This is a genomic window from Paraburkholderia phymatum (genome assembly GCF_038900715.1).
In the GTDB taxonomy this organism is placed as follows: domain Bacteria; phylum Pseudomonadota; class Gammaproteobacteria; order Burkholderiales; family Burkholderiaceae; genus Paraburkholderia; species Paraburkholderia phymatum_A.
In genome coordinates this window covers 100,020-119,974 of the sequence record NZ_JAYMRZ010000004.1, presented here as the reverse complement: position 1 = coordinate 119,974, position 19,955 = coordinate 100,020, and the positions used below count along the sequence as shown (strand labels likewise).

The following is a 19,955-nucleotide window of genomic DNA, read 5'->3' as shown; positions in this document are numbered from 1 at the left end:
TGCAGCGGCGGTTGTGTTTCGCCCAGACTCACTTTCTATTTGACTATAAGTGGAATCAGATCTCGCATCGCATCTGAGGTTCTTTGTACTGCTGGCCCGCTACGGCAACCTGACTTCGGCGGCTCGCGAGCTTAACTTCACGCCACCCGCCGCGACCAAGCGGCTCGCTCAACTGGAGGCACGGCTGGGCGTGCGCCTCGTCAACCGCAGCACGCGGCACGTCAGCCTGACCGCAGAGGGCGAAACATACTTGCACTACGCGACCCGCATCCTTGAAGAAATCCGCGAAATGGAAAACGCGGTTTCGTCGAGTCATGCAGTGCCGAAGGGACTTCTACGCATCAACGCAACGCTGGGGTTTGGAAGGACAACCATTGCGCCGATCGTGTCGAACTTCATCAAGCAGTATCCCCAGGTCGAGGTACAGCTCGATCTCACAGACCGGCCGATCGACCTGGTCGAAAGTGGCGTGGATCTCGCGATTCGCTTCGGTACGCTGCCCGATCAACGGCTCAACGCGCGGCGCGTGATGCCCAACCGCCGCTTCATGTGCGCGTCGCCGCGCTACCTGGAACAGCACGGTATACCTGAGCGACTCGCCGACGTCGCACGACACACGTGCATCGTTCATCGTCAGAACGACGACGCTTATGGGATCTGGCGGTTCGAGCGCGACGGCCGTACCGAAACGGTCAAGGTTCACGGCAAGCTCTCCAGCAATGACGGCGACATCGTTCTTGGCTGGGCGCTGGATGGACACGGCATTCTCGTGCGCTCGGAATGGGATCTCGCGAAGTACATTGAAAGCGGACGGCTGCGCGTCGTATTGCCCGAATACACTCAGCCCTCTGCCGATCTTTTCGTTTATTACTCGAACCGTCGCAACCAGTCTGCACGAGCACGAGCCTTCATCGATTTTCTTGTTCAGTGCTTTACGGACGGAAGCTGAACCCGCAATGTACTTCTTCCGATCACGCCAGCCATCAATGAACTGATCCCGCCTACCGTGATGCGCTCTCTTGCGCCCGCTTCTGCAACAGAACCAATTGCGCCATTGCGTTCTTTGCCGAATCGACGGGCACGAAGACATGATCGTGATACGCGGCTGCTATTACGTTGCAGCTAATGCCCGCCTCCCCGAGTGCTTTTGCGAAAGCTGCCGTCAGTCCCACTGCGTGTAAATCCGAATGCACGGTGAGCGTAATCCACGCAGAGCGGAAAAGAACATTCAGTCCCGCTCGCGTTGCTATTTTCTCTTCCACCACAAGCGTCAGACCTTCTTTCTCGCGGAAGGTCGCGACAGGCATCAACGCCTCGACATCGGTTTCCAATGGAACCGACGCGAATACATAGACACCGTCGTTCAGTTCGGGATGCATAGACGCCAGCAACTGATCGAGATCGCTAATGGGCTGGTTCATCGAAAACCTCTTTGTGCGCTAATGGATTGAAGAGAGACGTCGTCATTTTCATCACGAAAAGGGTGCGCAGAACATTGTCTATATTTTGTTGACATCGATTCGCAGTATTCATCTGATCTTGCCGCAGCCGAAGTACATCGTTACTAGTCAGAGACAGTCATCTCGCGTGGGCACAACAAATGCAACCGTCACAGTACCGGTAAGCGAGCGCAAGGAAACGGGCAACGCAGTCGGCAATGCAGTAACGACAGCTTCCTTTGCGTGGGATAGCGACCGGTGCATTCGTGCCCGTTCGACGAATTCGATTTGAAAAAAGACGTTGAGGGAGCTTTAAATGGACTGTTTCCAACTGGCTGATGCGCCGCGATGCACAAGCGTCACCACAGGACGTATTCCAATTTATGAGCAAACGTCCGAGCGCCCGGTAACATCACAATTGACGGCATTTGCTGCAGCGCTTCAGGCGCGCACTGGCAAAGCCTTTAATAACTACCAGTCGTTACACGATTTCTCGGTGCGAGACTTTCGCACTTTCTGGCAATGCTTCGTCGAGTGGTCGCAAGGGCTGGAGCTATCCGGCAGCATCGAGCCGGTTTGCGTCGGCGACGACTGTGAGCATGCATGCTTCTTTCCCGAGGCTCAACTCAACTACGCTGCCAATCTGCTTAACCTGTCGGTGGCACCGTCCACTGCACCGGCGATCACCGCATGTCACGCGGATGGAAAGCGTGTGCGCCTGACACGCGGCGAACTGCGCGAACGCGTCGCGCGCCTTGCTCACGCGCTTTCGAAACTGGGACTGCGCGAAGGGGACCGTGTGGTCGCGATCATGCGCAACGACGCTGACGCGGCTGTGACCGCACTGGCAGTGACCGCGCTCGGCGCGAGCTTTTCGTCCGCTGCACCCGAAATGAGCGTCGACGCGATCCTCGATCGCTTCACGCCACTCGCGCCCCGGCTACTGTTCGCGCACACCGCAGCGCGCGATTTCGACACGGGCATGCCTGTGGCGGATAAAGTCCGCGTGCTGGCGGCTGCGTTGCCATCGCTAAAGGGCCTCGTCTGTCTCGACGACGCAAATGCCCTGCCGGGCACGATCGGCCAGCGTGTCCATTCGCTTGTCGAACTGATCGACGGGGGCGACGCCGCGCGCTTCGAATGGCCGCGCTTCCCGTTCAATCATCCGCTTTTCATCATGTTCTCCTCGGGCACGACGGGCAGGCCGAAGTGCATCGTGCACGGCGCCGGCGGCAGTCTGCTGGAGCATCTGAAAGAGCATCGGCTGCACTGCGACCTGCGGCCCGGCGACCGGATGTACTTCCACACCACCTGCGCATGGATGATGTGGAACTGGCAGTTGTCGGCGCTTGCATCGGGCGTCGAAATCGTGACCTACGATGGACCGATCTCCACCATCGATGTGTTGTGGCGTCTCGTCGCCGATGAGCGTGTCACCGTGTTCGGCACGAGCCCCGCTTATCTGAAGATGTGCGAGGACGCGGGCCTGGAGCCAGGCCGGCAGTTCGATCCACGCGCGCTTCGCACGATGATGTCGACTGGCGCAGTGCTGTACGACACGCAGTTCGACTGGGTACGCGATCACGTGAAGCCGCTGCCGCTTCAGTCGATCTCGGGCGGCACCGATATCCTCGGCTGCTTCGTGCTTGGAAATCCCGACTTGCCGGTCTATGCAGGCGAAGCCCAGTGCAAGAGTCTTGCGCTCGACGTGCAGGCGTGGGATCAGGGAGCGCGCACTACGGGAATCGGCGAACTCGTTTGCATCAATCCGTTTCCGTCGCGTCCGCTCGGGTTTTATGGCGACACGGACGGCACGGCCTTTCACGCGGCCTATTTTTCCCGTAACCCGGGTGTGTGGACGCACGGCGATCTGATCGAGTTTTCATCTGAAGGAACGGCCCGCCTGCATGGCCGTTCCGACGGCATACTGAATGTGCGCGGGAGCAAGATCGCTCCCGCCGAGATCTATCGCGTGCTGAACGATATGCGGGAGATTCGCGAAGCGATGGTCGTCGAGCAGAAGCAAGGCGACGCATCGGCCGATCACGCTCGCGCTCAACCGCCTGACTCGCGCATCGTGCTGCTGCTCGTGCTGCAGGATGGCGTGACGCTGACGGGCACGCTGGTCGCACGGATACGCCGCGATCTCGCGCACCACGCGTCGCCCGCGCACGTCCCAGACCGGATCATCGCAGTCGACGCATTGCCCGTCACGCACAACGGCAAGCTATCCGAACGATCTGCCTGCGATGCCGTCAACGGCTTGCCGGCCATCAACGCCACGGCGCTGCGCAATCCCGAATGCCTCGATGCGATCCGGAACCATCCGGCGCTCAAGCTGGCGACTCGCAAGCTCCCGCCAGCCGGCAACTCGCGCGAGCAACTCGAACGACATTTGCAGGCACTGTGGGAGAAGCTGTTCGACTTTGCGCCGATCGGTCGCGATGACAACTTCTTCGAACTGGGTGGCAATTCGCTGCTCGCGGCAAGGCTGCTCGCCGAAGTACGTCAGTCGACAGGCTACACGATGCCGCTCGCGACGCTGGTGATCGCGCCGACGATCGCACGCCTTGCCGGGATCATCGAAGATCGCACGCCGCTGCCGTCGTCGCCGATTCTCGTGCCCATGCGCGCCGGAACGGGAACGCCGCTGTTCCTCGTGCACGGCTTGAGCGGCTCGGCGATGGAATGCTGGGCGCTGGTCCAGGCACTGCGCAGCCCGCGCCCGGTCTTTGCGTTGCAGGCACGCGGCCTTGACGGTGTAGAGCCGACACAGCGCTACGTCGAAGAACTGGCTGCCTGCTACATCGACGAGATGCGCGCGGTGCAGCCGAATGGCCCGTATTCAGTGACGGGGTATTCGCTCGGCGGGCTGATCGCGTTCGAGATTGCGCAGCAGCTGGAGCGCGCTGGCGACCAAGTCGGCATGCTGTGCCTGCTCGATCCCTATGTCTACGAGCGCTGGCTGCCGTGGAGCGCGCGGATGCACCATTGGTATGGCCGGATACACGGCCAATGGCGCAAGCTGCGCGCGGTGCCTGCGTCGCGGATGCCCGGCTATCTCGCCGATCGGCTCATCGTTGGAGCCGATCACGTGCAAATGCGCCGCGGCCGCATGAGACTGCGGCCGGACGCGACGATCGCGGCTTATCCGCCGGCGCTCCGACAGGTACGCGAAACGTTAGTGCTGGCGATGACCCGCTACCGCCCGCCCCCTTACAACGCCGGACCGATTTTGTATGTGCGTGCAACGACGCGGCTCGACGAGCATGGCGATCCGATGCTTTTGTGGCAGCGCGTCGCGCGCGGTGGCCTGGTGATCGCAGAGGTATCCGGTAGCCATGACGATATGCTCGTCGAGCCGAATCTGCAGGACGTCGCGGCGGTGCTGGACAGGGCATTGGCGAACGCGTGACACAGTGGAGTCTGGCATGCAGCACGATGCAGTTACAACGCGAATCGCACGAAATGCGGGGGCTCTTTCACTGCCAGATCCCGGCCAGATCTTTTTGCATGAAAAAGCCGTTCACGTATGGATACTGGACGAGCACGCCATCGGACAGGCATGTTCGTCCCTCGCCTACACGCTTTCACAGGACGAGCGACAGCACGCACGAGCGTACAGACATGAAAGCGATCGCAACAACTTTATCGCCCGACGAAGCATGCTTCGGTGGCTGATCGGCGTCTATCTGCGCAGCAAACCCGAATCGCTGAGCTTCGACGTGACGCGGTTCGGAAAGCCCGCGTTGCAGTGGCCACGCGGTACGAGGCTCGCATTCAATGTTTCCCATACCGACGGAATCGCGGTGCTTGCGTTTGCATTGAATTGCCGCGTCGGCATCGACGTCGAGCGGCGGATTGACTGCATCGACCTTATGAGCGTCGCACGCGGAATCTTTTCTCCAGTAGAAGAAAGCGCGCTTGCCATGGCGCGAACCGATCCGGCCGCAACGTTCCTTGGCATCTGGACACGAAAAGAAGCGCTGCTCAAGGCGCTCGGCAGCGGTTTTCTGGTCGAGCCGACCTCGTACACGACAGAAGATGCTTCCGCGCTCGGCGAAGGCCGCTGGCACGCTTCGAAAAAGGGCACGCGCATGTCGGGCTGGACGTGCCTGGACCTGGGCCTCGGACCGGAAGTTCAGGGCGCCCTTGCCGTGTCGCTCGATGATGCACACGTCACGCTTTGCCGTTGCTCGCCTTCGGTCTGGTTAAACGACTAGTCATTCATGGCAATGCGGGTTTGAGGTTGGTTACCAGTCAAATCGGTGCGGCATTCGCAAGCAAGCATCTCTTTCTGAAATCGCTTTTACCGACAGTACTTTTTACCTATGACAGAACTAATAATCGATCATTGACTACGCGCGTTTTACCTGACGCCGCATTAATTACCGACTCATTCGCGGGACGGCAAAATTTCAATCCGACTGGCAAACTTACAACATGCAAAGCCCGCACTTCTTTTGGTAATATCAGCGCGCATTAGTCTGGTTTCCCGCCGCGCCTTTGTTTTCAGCGCGCGCCGCGGCTTGATCAATAAAATAGCTGACGAGATCCCGGAAGGCCGATAACGAAAAAGTAAGCATCTTTTAATGCTCGTTATAAAAGTCAGGCGTTAGCCAGTAACGCCCATCGAATAATCGACCGCGTGACGCAGTCAAAGCCAGCGAGACAGTGGCAAATCATTATTTTCAGGCGTGCCGGCATATCGGCGGCCTGTTCTTGCGCGGTTAACACAACAACAGCAGATAAATACTTTGTGAGAGACCACATTCATGAAGTGTCCGCCCGTATTGCCCACCGAGGAACTGAGGCTCAAGGCGCTATCCGCATATGGACTGTCGGAGAATCGGGCATTGCCCGATCTCGACCCCGTGGTCCAGATTGCTGCGCGCGTACTCGATATGCCTGTCGCCGCAGTGAACATGATCGGGAATGACCACGTTTTCCTGGCCGCAAGCACCGGCCTCGATAGCGTAGAAGTCGATCTGCGCCGGGACGTTTCTTTCTGCGCACACGCGATTGCACAGGAAGGGATCATGGTCGTGCCGGACGCAACGCTCGACGATCGCTTTCACGACAACCCGCTGGTAACAGGCCCCGCTGGAATACGCTTTTATGCCGGCGTACCTCTTGTCTCCCCGCAGGGACACGCTGTGGGAGCCCTCTGCGTCATTGACCAAAAGCCTCGCAGTGATTTCTCGCAGGATGAGCGGACCCGCTTGCGCGACCTGGCTCAAATGGCCGCTGACAGGCTGGAGCCGTTCGCGCCATTGTCGGTATGGCACGCAGCTTCCACGTACAGACAATCGCTGAAGGTGTCGAAAACGAAAGGCAGCGGGACGCGCTTGCGGCCCTGGGATGTGAAGAGGGCCAAGGCTATCTGTTCGGCCGGCCGCTATCTGCGTTGAGGTTCGCCGATGCCTTCGGGATCACGCCACCCCCTCCCTGATCGCAAGATCGCCATGTCACGCAGCGGTAGCGAACGCAAATCCTTCGCGGAAGTTCGGGCGAGGGAATGCTCGAACGGGTGATCGCATTCGACGAAAAGAAGCACGCCGTTGTACGCATGAAAGCATGACCACCATCACCCGTCGGCCAGGGCGCGAGCCTTGTCGAATTTCTAATTCAACGCTTCACGAACGTGAGCTAAAGCCCTATAAAACAGACGCAAAAATTACGTGGCGCTTGCCGTTTTCTCCTCGCGATCTGGCACAAGAAAAATAAATTGACGAAGGCCTACGGTTTCGCAAACCGGTGCCGATAAGAGCGCTCATAAGTCCCCTGCAGACGAGGCTCCCCATGTCATTCGCATTTAATCTGATCGCTCACCCCACACCCCGGTTCAAGCGTACTGTCGTTATCGTGGCTGGCTGTGCGGGCATACTTGCCAGCCTGTCGATCTGGGGCCGCGTGCCCGCCGATGTACTCGCCGACGCCGACAGAGAAGCCGCCCACTATGGCCCCGCACTGACGGGCTCCGCGTGCCCGGTCGAAGGAGCCGTATCGAGGGACGCTCGCGGCACGTTCCTCATGTGCTGGAAACAGATCTGGAGCAAGCCGTAGAAGCAACATCCATATTGCCGCGACGGACTGCGGTCGCGCCATCGGACGGCAGAAAACTGACGAACCGATCGCCAGCCCATAGCAGAGAGGTAAGCACTGGCGGCTGAGCAACAGCCGCCCACGATCGCAAAAGCACGGCTGCTACTATTGCCGCTGTCGGGCCGTCGAAGCGCACGCTGACCCGCTGCTTCGATGTGCCCGTACGACAAGCCATCAAACTCGACAAGGATTCTGGCGTCGTGCGAATCGATCCATACAGCCTGGAACTGTTCATTTCCGTGGTGCAGGAGGGCTCCATTGCTCGTGCGGCCAGCCGCAATCACATCGCCCCTTCGGCGCTCAGCCGGCGCATCGCGGATCTCGAAACCGCCATGAGCCTTACGTTGCTCATCCGCTCACCGTCGGGTGTCGAGTTGACGGAGGCGGGCCGTCACGCGTTCGCGCGCGCAGTGTCGCTGCATGACCAGTTGCAATCGCTGGCGCGCGAAGTACAGTCGCTCAGCGGCCAGGTCGCCGGCATCGTGCGGCTGTATGCAAATGCATCGGCGATCGTCGGCTTCCTGCCCGAGCGGCTGAAAGCGTTTCAGGCCCGATACCCGCTCGTTCAGATCGCGTTGACGGAACAGATCAGCGATGAAGTGATCCGCGCGTGCGTCGACGACCGCGCCGACGTCGGCATCTGCGCGAGCGGAAAGATACCGGGTGGCCTCGATTCATGGCACTTCGCCGATGATCCGCTGATGGTCGTGCTGCCGCCCGATCATGAACTTGCCGCGCTCGATGCGCCTGCTTTCGCCGATGTGATCCGCTTTCCGCTCGTCGCGCTTCAGGCGGGCGGCTCGCTCGATCAGGTCATCAACGAGCGCGCCGACGCCATTCGCACGCCGCTCAAGCTGGCCGTGACGGTCAACAGCTTCGACGCGCAGTGCCGGATGGTCGAAGCGGGACTCGGCATCGGCATCGTGCCGACGAGTGCCGCGTCCGCCTTCGCCGGATCGCACGGCTTCGTGCGCCGCCCGCTCGATGAGCCGTGGGCAACCCGTCGCAGCCTGCGGGTTCATGCGCTGAGAAAGTCTTCACGCTTGAAAGCCGTGCAGGCATTGATCGACTCGCTGACGCACGCCGAGGGTTAACGAGGACATCGCGGTTTGCGATGCCCCCTTTGCTCATCGAGCACTTCTTGCCCACTCGCGCCGCCGTCTAGATTTCCGTTCAAGGAGAAATCGGATGGCGACACTGGAATTGACGGGCCGACTATTGTTTCTTTGCCAGGACCCGGAGCGCATCGAGCAGCAACTGAATGGCCTCGATCTGACGGGGGCGACAGCGGGCGCGCTGCGAGACGACGTGTCGACCGACGAGATCACGCCGATGAGCGTGCTCACCCGCTTCGACGAACGTCTCGGCCGCTTTCCCTATCTCGGCTTTCGCACGGGAGGACGCAATCCCATCGGTGCCGACGCGATCCGCAACGGCCGTTTCTGCGTGACGGTCGCGGGCAACCGGTACGGCAAAGGATCGTCGCGCGAGCATAGTCCGCTCGCGGAATATCGCGCGGGCATCCGGCTCGTGATCGCGAAGAGCTTCGAACGGATCTATCGTCAGAACGCGGACAACCTCGGACTCTTCACGTCGACGGATTTCGGGTTGATCGACCGCATCCGGCGCGGCGAGCCGATCGACATCGAGGAACTCGTCGCCTCGCGCGACGCGCTGTCGGCAGCGATTCTTCGAAGCGGCGGCTTGCTGCGCTATGGCGCGCAGCACATGCGGCATATCGAGGTCGCGGATCGCGCCGCGCATGGCGAGCCGCGCACGCTCGCGCAGAAAATCATCGAGCGTCACGCGCTGCGCACGGAAGGAACGGGCGCATCGCTCGCGCCCGGCTCGGGCGCTTTCGTGCGCGCGGACTGGCGCTTCATCCACGAGTACTACACCGGCATGGCGACGCACATGCTGCATGCGACGTTCGGCAAGCCGTTGTCGCTGCATCAGCCGGACACCATTCTTGCCTTCGAAGATCACCTCTCCTATTCGCACAAGAGCGAGCTTCACATCAGAAACGGTCTGCTGCCTGACGTCAACGAACTGTCCGCGGCGCACAGGCAATTCGCTCAAGACCACGGGCTGAAGAACCACGGCTATCTCAGCGAGATCGACGGTCGATTCAGCGAAGGCTCCGAAGGCATCTCGCACGCGATGATGGCCGAGCGCTACGCGCTGCCCGGCCAGCTGATCGTCGGCACGGATTCGCACACGCCGCATAGCGGCGCGCTCGGGTGCGTCGCGTTCGGCGTCGGCACCACCGATATGGCGAATGCATTCGTCACCGGCGCAGTGCGCATGACCGTGCCGCAATCGCTGCGTGTCGATTTCAACGGCGCCATTCCGGCCGGCGTCACGGCGAAGGATCTCGTGCTGCATCTGCTCGCCGATCCGAGAATCCGCGCGGGCGCAGGCGTCGGAAAAGTGTTCGAGTTCGCGGGCTCCGCGATCGCGCAACTCACGACGGATGAACGCACCACGCTGACGAACATGACAGCCGAACTCGGCGGCTTGACCGGCATCGTCGCGCCCGATGAAGAAACCGTGCGCTTTCTCAAGGCGCGGCGCGGTATCGACTTCGTGATCGAACCGTGGATGCGCAGCGATGCGGGCGCAAGCTACACCGATGTGATCGAGATCGACTGTGCGGGCATCACGCCGATGCTCGCCTCGCCCGGCGATCCGGGCAACGGCATCGCGCTGCGCGATCTCGTTGAACGCCCGCGCGTCGATATCGCTTATGGCGGCTCGTGTACCGCTGGCAAGCGCGAAGACTTCGACCACTATCACGAAGTGCTCGCATGGGCTGCCGCGCGTGGCCTGCGCGTCCCGTCGAACGTAAAGCTGTACCTTCAGTTCGGCACATCGGATGTCAGGGACTACTGCGTGCGGCGCGGCTACATCGACGCATTCGAGCAGGCGGGCGCCATTCTGCTGCAACCGTCATGCGGCGCATGCGCCAATTGCGGGCCGGGCGCTTCCGTGGACGCGAGCCAGGTCACGATCAGCGCGATCAACCGCAATTTTCCGGGCCGCTCGGGTCCGGGCCAGGTCTGGCTCGCGAGTCCGCCGACCGTGGTGGCCAGCGCGCTCGCCGGCCACATCGCTTCATTCGATGAATTGAAGGCGCACGCGCAGCGGGCCTGATGCCCCGCTCGCAACAGATACAACTACGATACTGGAGACAGACATGGCCATGCTCGAGAGCGCGTCACAACTGCGCGCCGCAGATCATCCCGCGCTAGCCGAAACAGCTTCCGCCGTCGACACCGGCTCGATTTCCGCGCGTCTGGACAGGCTGCCTGCAACACGCGCGGTCTGGAAGCTGATCGTGCTGCTCAGCCTCGGATTCTTCTTCGAGCTATACGATCTTCTCTTTACCGGCTACGTCGCGCCGGGCCTCGTCAAGAGCGGCATTCTCACGTCGACGACGTCAGGCCTGTTCGGCACATCGGGGGTCGCGAGCTTCATTGCCGCGCTCTTTTGCGGACTGTTTCTCGGCACCATCGCATGCGGCTTTCTCGCCGACCGTTTCGGCCGCAGAGCGATCTTCACGTGGTCCTTGTTGTGGTACGTGGCGGCCAACACCGTGATGGCCTTCCAGGACACCGCGAGCGGCCTGAATTTCTGGCGCTTCGTTTCAGGCATGGGGATCGGCGTCGAGCTGGTGACGATCGGCACCTACATGTCCGAGCTTGCGCCGAAACATCTGCGCGGCAGGGCTTTCGCGATCTGCCAGACACTCGGCTTCTCGGCGGTGCCTGTCGTTGCGTTTCTTTCTTATCTGCTCGTACCGAACGCGCCGTTCGGCATCGATGGCTGGCGATGGGTCGTGCTGCTCGGCGGTATCAGCGCGCTCTTTATCTGGTACTTCCGGCGCAACCTGCCGGAAAGTCCGCGCTGGCTGGCGAGCAAGGGACGAATTCGCGAAGCCGACGAAGTCCTCTCCCGTCTCGAAGCAAAAGTCGCGAGCGAGCACGGACAGCCGCTGCCCGAACCGGGACCGTCCGACCCCGTGCCCCGCAAGGCAGGCTTCGCGGATATGTGGAAACCGCCGTATCGCAAGCGCACCGTGATGCTCATCGTCTTTCACATCTTCCAGACGGTCGGCTTCTATGGTTTCGCGAACTGGGTGCCGACGCTGCTCGTCAAGCAAGGCATCACGGTGACGTCGAGCCTGCTGTACACGACGGTCATCGGCCTTGCGGCGCCGCTCGGGCCGCTGCTCGGCTACTGGATCGCGGATCGCTTCGAGCGCAAGCATGTGATCGTCTGCATGGCTGCGCTGAATATTGTCAGCGGACTGTTGTTCAGCCAGGTGGCGTCGGCGGTCGCGATCGTGACGCTCGGTGTTTTGCTGACGCTGGCTGGCAACAGCATCTCGTTCACCTATCACACGTATCAGCAGGAACTCTATCCGACCGCGATCCGCGCACGCGCGGTGGGCTTCGTCTATTCGTGGAGCCGGCTCTCGGCCGTGTTCAGTTCTTTCGTTATCGCGTTCACGCTGAAGGAATTCGGCGTGACGGGCGTGTTCGTTTTCATCGCGGGCGCGATGACGCTCGTCATCGTCGCGATCGGCCTGATGGGTCCGCGAACGCTCGGCAAATCGCTCGAAAGCATCTCGCACTGAGCGGCGCGTCGCGTCGCCGTTCAACCGCCGCACGCGTGGATCAGAAACTGCTGTAGCGCAGTCGCTGGTCCACTCAGTCGCGCGCTCTTCAGCCAGATCATGCCCGCATCCATTTGCGGAACGGCGTCCAGAATCGGACGTGCTTCGATACGCTTGCCCTCCAGCGACCACGGGCGGAAAACCATATCCGAGAGGACGGTCACGCCGAAGCCGTGGGCAACCAGTCCGCGCAGCGCTTCCATCGAACTCGTGCGAAACGCGATATTCGGCTCGATGCGTTTCTTCTTCCAATAGCGCAGCGTCGATTGCTCGCCTTCGTCGACTGTGATCAGGATGTACGGATGCGCGGCAATGTCCTTCAGCGACGGTGCGTCGAGTTGCGCGAGCGGGTGCGTCGGCGCGACCCATAGCTGCCGACGCGAGCGGATCAGCACCTGCTTGCCGAAGCGGTTGAGGTTCTCGACATTCGAAAGCAGCACCACGCCGATCTCGACGTCGCCGGCGAGCACCGCACTTTCGATATCCGCTCGCTCCATGTCACGCAAATCGAAGTCGATCAACGGATAGGTCGCGCGAAAACGCGCGAGCAGTTCCGGCAGAAAGTAGCCGAGCACCGTATACGACGCGGCGATCCGCACGGTGCCGCGCATGTCGTGTGAACGGAACGGCGGCTTGTGGATAGCATCGCGCGCCGCGTCCAGCACGCGCCGCGCGTGATTGTAGAAATCCTGGCCATCCGGCGTGAGCGCCACGCCCTGCGGCAGCCGCTCGAACAGGCGCGTGCCGAGCCCGCTCTCCAGCGCGAGAACGGCATTGGTGATCGCCGATTGCGATACGTGCTCGTTGGCGGCCGCCATCGAGAACTGCCCTGTGTGCGCTGCCGCCACGAAGTAGCGCAACTGCCGGAGCGTGAGATCGAATGCCATCTGATTTTCGGATACCAGAATTGTCTATTTGTGATTTTACGATAGCAATTCGGCTTTCTATACTCGGCGGAAAAATCACGATTCCGCCGGAGACAGCCCCCATGAATGCGCCCGACCTAGCCGCTACGTCTGATCAATTCGACAAATCCGACCTGGCGACGGAAACGCCTGCCACGCCTGTGACGCTCGACGACAAGTACACGCTGGACAAAGGCCGCGTGTATATCAGCGGCACGCAGGCGCTCGTGCGTCTGCCGATGCTGCAAAAGGCTCGCGATCTGAAAGCGGGGTTGAACACGGCCGGCTTCATTTCGGGCTATCGCGGCTCGCCGCTCGGCGCGCTCGATCAGTCGCTGTGGAAAGCGAAAAAGCATCTGCAGGCAAACGACATCGTCTTTCAGCCAGGCGTCAACGAAGATCTGGCCGCGACGGCCGTGTGGGGCACGCAGCAGATCAACCTGTGGCCGGGCGCGACGCGCGACGGCGTGTTCGGCATGTGGTACGGCAAGGGCCCGGGCGTCGATCGCACGGGCGATGTGTTCAAGCACGCGAACTCCGCAGGCAGCGACGCGCGTGGCGGCGTGCTCGTGCTGGCAGGCGACGACCACGCCGCCAAATCGTCTTCCGTCGCTCATCAATCCGAGCATGCGTTCATCGCGGCGGGCATCCCCGTGCTCTATCCGGCGAACGTGCAGGAATACCTCGACTACGGCCTGCACGGCTGGGCGATGAGCCGCTACTCGGGCCTGTGGGTCGCGATGAAGTGCGTGACGGATGTGATCGAATCCACTGCTTCCATCGATCTCGATCCGGATCGCGTCGAGATCGTCACGCCGACCGACTACACGATGCCTGCCGGCGGTCTCAACATCCGGTGGCCCGATGCGCCGCTCGCGCAAGAAGCGCGGCTGCTGGACGAGAAATGGTATGCCGCGCTCGCCTACGTGCGCGCAAACAAGCTGAACCGCGTCGTCATCGATTCGCCGAAGCCGCGCTTCGGCATCATCACGGCGGGCAAGGCCTATCTCGACGTGCGCCAGGCGCTGAGCGACCTCGGCCTCGACGACGACACGTGTGCGCAGATCGGCTTGCGTCTGTTGAAAGTGGGCTGCGTGTGGCCGCTCGACGCGCAGGACGCGCGCGCCTTCGCCACGGGGCTCGAAGAGATACTGGTCGTCGAAGAAAAGCGCCAGATTCTCGAATACGCGTTGAAGGAAGAGCTGTACAACTGGCGCGAGGATGTTCGCCCGAAGATCTACGGCAAGTTCGACGAGCGCGACAACGAAGGCGGCGAATGGTCCGTGCCGCGCGGCGACTGGCTGTTGCCCGCGCACTACGAACTGTCGCCGGCGCTGATCGCCAAGGGCATTGCGCGGCGGCTCGCGCGTGCGGATTTGCCCGAGGACGTGCGTGCGCGCATGCTCGCGCGCGTGGCGATCATCGAAGCGAAAGAACGCGAAGCCGCGAAGCCGCGCGTCGCCGTCGAGCGAAAGCCGTGGTTCTGCTCCGGCTGCCCGCACAACACGTCGACGAACGTGCCCGAAGGCTCGCGCGCGCTCGCGGGCATCGGCTGCCACTATATGTCGATGTGGATGGACCGCAAGACGGAAACCTTCAGCCAGATGGGCGGCGAAGGTGTCGCGTGGCTCGGGCAAATGCACTTTTCCGGCGACAAGCACGTATTCGTCAATCTCGGCGACGGCACCTACTTCCATTCGGGCCTGCTCGCGATCCGCGCGGCAATCGCGGCGAATGCGAACGTCACGTACAAGATTCTCTATAACGACGCCGTCGCGATGACGGGCGGCCAGCCCGTCGACGGCGTGCTCACGGTGCCGCAGATCGCGCATCAGGTCCACGCGGAAGGCGCGAAGCGGATCGTCATCGTCACCGACGAGCCGGAGAAGTATCACTCGGGCATCGTGCTGCCCGCGGGTGTCGACGTTCATCACCGCGATCAGCTGGACTCCGTTCAGCGCACGTTGCGCGACATGCCCGGCACCACCGTGCTGATCTACGATCAGACCTGCGCGACCGAAAAGCGGCGCCGCCGCAAACGCGGCACGTATCCCGATCCGGCGCGCCGCGCATTCATCAACGACGCCGTTTGCGAAGGCTGCGGCGATTGCTCGGTGCAGTCGAACTGCCTGTCCGTCGAGCCGCTCGATACGCCGCTCGGCACCAAGCGGAAAATCAACCAGTCGTCGTGCAACAAGGACTTCTCGTGCGTGAAGGGCTTCTGTCCGAGCTTCGTGACTGCTGAGGGCGCGCAGCTTCGCAAGCCTCAAGCCGAGCTTGCCGCAGGCACGAAAAGCGGCATGCCCGATTTCGATGCGCTGCCGATGCCCTCGTTGCCCGCGCTCGCGAGGCCGTATGGCATTCTCGTGACGGGCGTCGGCGGCACGGGCGTCGTGACGATTGGCGGATTGATCGGCATGGCGGCGCATATCGAACGCAAAGGCGTCACCGTGCTCGACATGGCCGGCCTCGCGCAAAAAGGCGGCGCGGTTCTCAGCCATGTGCAGATCGCGTCCGCGCCCGAAGCGCTTCACGCGACGCGCATTGCAACCGGCGAAGCGCGGCTCGTGATCGGTTGCGACGCGATCGTGTCGGCGTCGAACGACGTACTGTCGCGCACGCAGCATGGCGTGACATTCGCCGCGATCAACAGCGGCGCAACGCCGACCGCGGACGTCATCAAGAACCCGAAGTGGACCTTCCCGGGCACGCAGACGGAAGCCGAACTGCGCGAGAGCATTGGAGACGGCTGCGCGTTCATCGACGCCAACGCGCTCGCGCTGACGCTGCTCGGCGACACGATCTACAGCAATCCGCTGCTGCTCGGCTTTGCATGGCAGAAGGGCTGGCTGCCGCTGGAACTGACGAGTCTTGTACGCGCAATCGAACTCAATGGGGTGTCGGTCGAGAAGAATCGGCAGGCGTTCAACTGGGGACGCTATGTCGCGCATCACGGCAATGCCGCCGTTCAGGCGATGATCAAGCCGGCTGCCGCGCCTCAGCGCATCGTCGTGCAGATGCCCGAATCGCTCGACACGCTGATCACGGCGCGAGAAGCATTGCTGACCGCCTACCAGAACGAAGCATATGCACGAAGCTATCGCCGCGTGATCGACGGGATTCGTGCGAAGGAAATGGAGATCGCCGGCAACTCGAAACTGCCGCTTACGCGAGCGGTTGCCGTGAATCTCGCGAAGCTCATGGCCTACAAGGATGAATACGAAGTCGCTCGTCTTTACGCCGATCCCGCTTATATGGAGAAACTGCGTCAGCAGTTCGACGGTGAACCGGGACGCGACTACAAGCTGAGCTTCTATCTCGCGCCGCCTATGTTCGCGAAGCGCGATGAGCACGGGCACTTGCAGAAGAAGCGCTTCGGCCCGTGGATACTGCCCGTCTTTCGCGCGCTCGCACGGATGAAGGGGCTTCGCGGCACGGCGCTCGATGTGTTCGGACGAACCGCTGAGCGGCGCGGTGAGCGTCAACTGATCGCCGAATATATCGCGCTCGTCGATGAGTTCCGCGCGACGCTCGATGCGAAACGTCTTCCTGTGGCGCTGCAACTGGCTAATCTGCCCGACGACATACGCGGGTTCGGTCACGTCAAGGAGCGCAATGTCCGCGCAGCCGCGAACAAGAAGGAGCGCTTGCTGCGCGAGTACCTGATGCCAGAGCAATCGACCGCATGCGCATGACGGGTGCGTGTCTCGATGCAACGACGCGAGAGAACAAAGCAGCCCCCGGAGGGCTGCTTTAGCGCAGTCCGCGTCGTGCGAACGGCTCTGTCGAACTGGCTACGCAGGCCGCACGCTGAAAATAAAATCCACTTCCACCGATGCGCCTTTCGGCAATTGCAACACGCCGACAGACGAGCGAGTGTGCATGCCGGCGTCGCCAAGCACCGCATACAGGACGTCGGATGCACCATCGGCGACTTCGCTTTGCATCGTGAAGTCCGGCGCGCTTCGCACGAAAACGGTGATGCGCGGCACCGCCAATATCGCGTCGAGCGTTCCGCAAGCCTTCTTGATCAGCGACAGTGCGCGGAGCGTCGATGTCCCTGCTGCGCGACGCCCCTCTTCCAGCGAGAGGGATTCGCCCACCACGCCGACGAAGCGCACCACGTCTCCCACGCGCGGAATCTGGCCAGCAATATAGGCCACGTTCCCGTCGATCAAAACAGGCGTGTACTTTCCACCCTTCTTGATTTCCTCGTCCGGATCGAATCCGAACTCGGCCGCGATCTGTCGCAACTTGTCGTCTCTTGTCATCGCACTTTCACCGACGCTGTCGAAAGCGTAAGGATAGTTGATTGAGTGCGTTGCGTTTGTCGCATACGGGGCGTGTCGTAATCCGCCATATCCGCGTCGCCTGCACGCAAAATCTTTCCATCCGCCCGGTCGTTAATTCGTTCGCAACCCAGGATCGCCACGCGTTGCAAGACGGTGCCCGTCGTTCGTGATCCGGAAATCACATCCGCCGCTGGCCGCGCCCGGCTGCCGGCCAGGGGACTCCTCGTGCGAAAAAAACTGACTATCCGCGGCGGACTCGTCGCGACAATCGCCGGCTATACCGTGCTGCTCGTGCTGGTCGTTGGTGCGTGCATCGGTGGCCTCTATGTGGGCAATGCTTCGCTCGAGGCGATGTATCGCGACGACACCGCTTCGCTGCTGCACCTGAAGACAAGCTCCGAGCGCATGCTCGTGCTGCGCGAGCGCCTGAGCGACGTCGCGCGGATCATCAGCGCCGGCCAGCCTGCCAAAGAAGAGATCGCGCAAGCTCACGCGCTCCTCACGCAGAGCAACGACGAACTGGCGGCCTACGCGCGTCTGCACCGGCGCGACGCCGCCGAGCAAACGCTCTTCGACGCGCTCCAGCACAACCGTCAGGCAGTGCTCGACCAGGTCTTCCTGAAGGCGCTGTCCCAACTCGACCACGACGACGCGTTCAATTTCCTCAGCACGCAGCGTGACGCGCCGCCCGCGCTGTTCGCCGCTTACCAGAACGCGATCGGCGCGCTCGAAGCGTTCCAGGTTGCGCGCGAAAAGGCCCGCTACGATGCGGCCGCCACGCGTTTCCACCGGGTCGTCTGGGCGATGGGCGCGGTGGCCGCGTTCGCGCTCGTCGTCGGCTTCTTCGCGCAGCACGCGCTCGCGAAGGCGATTGTCGAGCCGATCGATCTGGCCGTCGACCACTTCGAAAAGATCGCGAAAGGCGACCTGACGGGCACCGTCGTCATTTCCCGCGAAAACGAAATGGCCTGGCTGCTGAATGCGCTCGGGCGGATGCAGGACGGCCTCATCGATACCGTGAAGCAGGTGCGTGCGAGCACGGAGACGATCGTCGGCGACGTCCGCGCGATTGCGAGCGGCAACGTCGATCTTTCCGAACGTACCGAGCAGCAGGCCGTGTCGCTACAACAGGCCGCGGCGAGCGTGGAGCAACTGACCGCTGCCGTGCGCCAGAATGCGGACAACGCTCGCGATGCACGCACCTACGTCGAGGGTGCCGCCGATATCGCGTCGCGCGGCGGAGAGGCGATGCAGCGCGTCGTCGAGACGATGTCCGCGATCGCCGAGAGTTCGGCGCGGATCTCGGGCATCGTCGGCGTGATCGAAAGCATTGCGTTCCAGACGAACATCCTCGCGTTGAACGCGGCCGTCGAAGCCGCGCGTGCAGGCGAACAGGGACGCGGCTTCGCGGTCGTCGCGACCGAGGTTCGCGGACTCGCGCAGCGCTGCGCGTCGGCGGCGAGGGAAATCAAGGAGCTGATCGGCGATTCGGCGCGTCGCGTCGACGACGGCAGCGGCCTCGTCGCGCTGGCGGGCTCGACGATGGGCGAACTCGTCGTCGCGGTCGAGCGCGTCAATACGATCATGAGCGAAATCAGCATCGCGTCCGATGAGCAGTCTTCCGGCATCGAGCAGGTGAACACGACGGTCACGCAAATGGAGCAGACGATGCAGCGCAATGCTGCGCTCGTCCAGGAAGCGGCAGCCGTGGCGCTCTCGCTCGAGGAGCAGAGCGCGCGGCTCAACGATGCGGTCGCGCAGTTCCGGCTTCGCGAAGAGGCGTTCGCGTGACGCCAGGGCATCAGTGCAAGGCGCCGCTCGGCATGATTTATCCCGCGCGCCTCCACGACGCCTTTTCCTGCCCTTCGCACAGCAAATGACGCGCGATCTCGGCCACTCTTTCGACGTGCGCAATCGCGGCCTCGCGTGCTTCCATCGGCTTGCGCGCGCGAATGGCAGCGAGCATCCGGCGCATTTCCTGAACCGCCTGGCGCCCGCGATCGTCGGATGCGATCGTCAACGCTCTTAGCCTGTTGATGCGTGCGGTCAACGACTGCACGATATCCCACGCTACCACCTTCTTTCCTCCAGTGAACATGCGCTCGTAGAACGCCGTCGTGAATGCGCGCACGGCTTGATGATCCTGCGTATCGAACGCGTGCTGAATCCTGTCGATGCAAGCCGCGAGTTCCTCGAACGTGCTTTCCTCGGCGTGCCTTGCACAGGCCATCGCGGCCTCGCCCTCCAGCAACGCGCGTATTTCGTAGATTTCCGCTGCCGTATCGAGATCGAGTATCGCGACGATCGGCCCCTGGTTCGGTATCGAATCCACCAGCCCTTCCGTCTCCAGATGGCGCAATACTTCGCGCACGACCGTCCGGCTCACGCCCAGTTCCTCGCATAGCGCGCGCTCGACGAGCCGCTCGCCCGGATGAAAATGCGCGTCGAGAATCGCGGTGCGCATCTTCTCCAGCGCGAGTTCGCGCAACGTCGTCGTGCGGCGTTCGACTTTCAGCGAAGGCAGCGCGTCACTCAT

At 62.0% G+C, this 19,955-nt stretch carries 14 protein-coding genes and 1 pseudogene; 11 read left to right on the top strand and 4 right to left on the bottom strand.

Going from position 1 to position 19,955, the window contains the following annotated elements; translation table 11 throughout:
- Positions 1–49: 49 nt before the first annotated feature.
- Positions 50–949 (top strand): LysR family transcriptional regulator, encoded by a 900-nt coding sequence (locus VSR68_RS09285; RefSeq protein ID WP_342939550.1) that lies wholly within the window; start codon positions 50–52, stop codon positions 947–949.
- Positions 950–1,001: 52 nt separating this feature from the next.
- On the opposite strand, the gene VSR68_RS09280 is transcribed toward VSR68_RS09285, so the two are convergent.
- Positions 1,002–1,421 carry an ACT domain-containing protein gene (locus VSR68_RS09280; RefSeq protein ID WP_342939549.1) on the bottom strand — a complete coding sequence of 140 codons (420 nt, stop codon included), beginning with the start codon at positions 1,419–1,421 and terminating at the stop codon, positions 1,002–1,004.
- Positions 1,422–1,755: 334 nt separating this feature from the next.
- Here VSR68_RS09280 and VSR68_RS09275 point away from each other — a divergent pair, with 334 nt between their 5' ends.
- The 8 genes and pseudogenes from VSR68_RS09275 to VSR68_RS09240 all read left to right on the top strand — a co-directional run bounded on the left by VSR68_RS09275 (position 1,756) and on the right by VSR68_RS09240 (position 12,183).
- On the top strand, positions 1,756–4,854 hold the full coding sequence (locus tag VSR68_RS09275; RefSeq protein WP_342939548.1) for an acetoacetate--CoA ligase: 3,099 nt from the start codon (positions 1,756–1,758) through the stop codon (positions 4,852–4,854).
- A gap of 16 nt (positions 4,855–4,870) precedes the next feature.
- The gene (locus VSR68_RS09270; RefSeq protein WP_342939547.1) at positions 4,871–5,662 is read left to right on the top strand and encodes a 4'-phosphopantetheinyl transferase family protein; all 792 of its coding nucleotides are present in this window, start codon (positions 4,871–4,873) and stop codon (positions 5,660–5,662) included.
- 552 nt (positions 5,663–6,214) lie between these two features.
- A pseudogene (locus VSR68_RS09265) lies at positions 6,215–6,676 on the top strand (GAF domain-containing protein); the annotation flags it as partial.
- Positions 6,677–6,720: 44 nt separating this feature from the next.
- Entirely contained in the window at positions 6,721–6,891 is a 171-nt protein-coding gene (locus VSR68_RS09260; protein ID WP_342939546.1) for an EAL domain-containing protein, read from the top strand.
- Positions 6,892–7,241: 350 nt separating this feature from the next.
- On the top strand, positions 7,242–7,505 hold the full coding sequence (locus VSR68_RS09255; protein WP_342939545.1) for a hypothetical protein: 264 nt from the start codon (positions 7,242–7,244) through the stop codon (positions 7,503–7,505).
- A 239-nt stretch (positions 7,506–7,744) separates the two neighbouring features.
- Positions 7,745–8,638, top strand: a complete 894-nt coding sequence (locus VSR68_RS09250; protein ID WP_342939544.1) for a LysR family transcriptional regulator — start codon at positions 7,745–7,747, stop codon at positions 8,636–8,638.
- Positions 8,639–8,732: 94 nt separating this feature from the next.
- On the top strand, positions 8,733–10,697 hold the full coding sequence (locus VSR68_RS09245; protein WP_342939543.1) for an aconitase family protein: 1,965 nt from the start codon (positions 8,733–8,735) through the stop codon (positions 10,695–10,697).
- Between the two features lie 43 nt (positions 10,698–10,740).
- Positions 10,741–12,183, top strand: a complete 1,443-nt coding sequence (locus tag VSR68_RS09240; protein ID WP_342939542.1) for an MFS transporter — start codon at positions 10,741–10,743, stop codon at positions 12,181–12,183.
- Positions 12,184–12,203: 20 nt separating this feature from the next.
- Here VSR68_RS09240 and VSR68_RS09235 read toward each other — a convergent pair whose 3' ends face one another.
- Positions 12,204–13,109 (bottom strand): LysR substrate-binding domain-containing protein, encoded by a 906-nt coding sequence (locus tag VSR68_RS09235; RefSeq protein ID WP_342939541.1) that lies wholly within the window; start codon positions 13,107–13,109, stop codon positions 12,204–12,206.
- A gap of 101 nt (positions 13,110–13,210) precedes the next feature.
- Between VSR68_RS09235 and VSR68_RS09230 the strand changes: the two genes are divergently transcribed.
- Complete coding sequence (locus tag VSR68_RS09230) at positions 13,211–16,822, top strand: indolepyruvate ferredoxin oxidoreductase family protein (RefSeq protein WP_342939540.1); 3,612 nt, start codon at positions 13,211–13,213, stop codon at positions 16,820–16,822.
- A gap of 99 nt (positions 16,823–16,921) precedes the next feature.
- Here the strand turns inward: VSR68_RS09230 and VSR68_RS09225 are convergent, their stop codons facing one another.
- Positions 16,922–17,398 (bottom strand): RidA family protein, encoded by a 477-nt coding sequence (locus tag VSR68_RS09225; RefSeq protein ID WP_342939539.1) that lies wholly within the window; start codon positions 17,396–17,398, stop codon positions 16,922–16,924.
- A 246-nt stretch (positions 17,399–17,644) separates the two neighbouring features.
- Here VSR68_RS09225 and VSR68_RS09220 point away from each other — a divergent pair, with 246 nt between their 5' ends.
- Positions 17,645–19,210: a methyl-accepting chemotaxis protein gene (locus VSR68_RS09220; RefSeq protein WP_342939538.1), complete on the top strand. Its 1,566-nt coding sequence runs from the start codon at positions 17,645–17,647 to the stop codon at positions 19,208–19,210.
- Between the two features lie 37 nt (positions 19,211–19,247).
- On the opposite strand, the gene VSR68_RS09215 is transcribed toward VSR68_RS09220, so the two are convergent.
- Complete coding sequence (locus VSR68_RS09215) at positions 19,248–19,955, bottom strand: GntR family transcriptional regulator (protein WP_342939537.1); 708 nt, start codon at positions 19,953–19,955, stop codon at positions 19,248–19,250.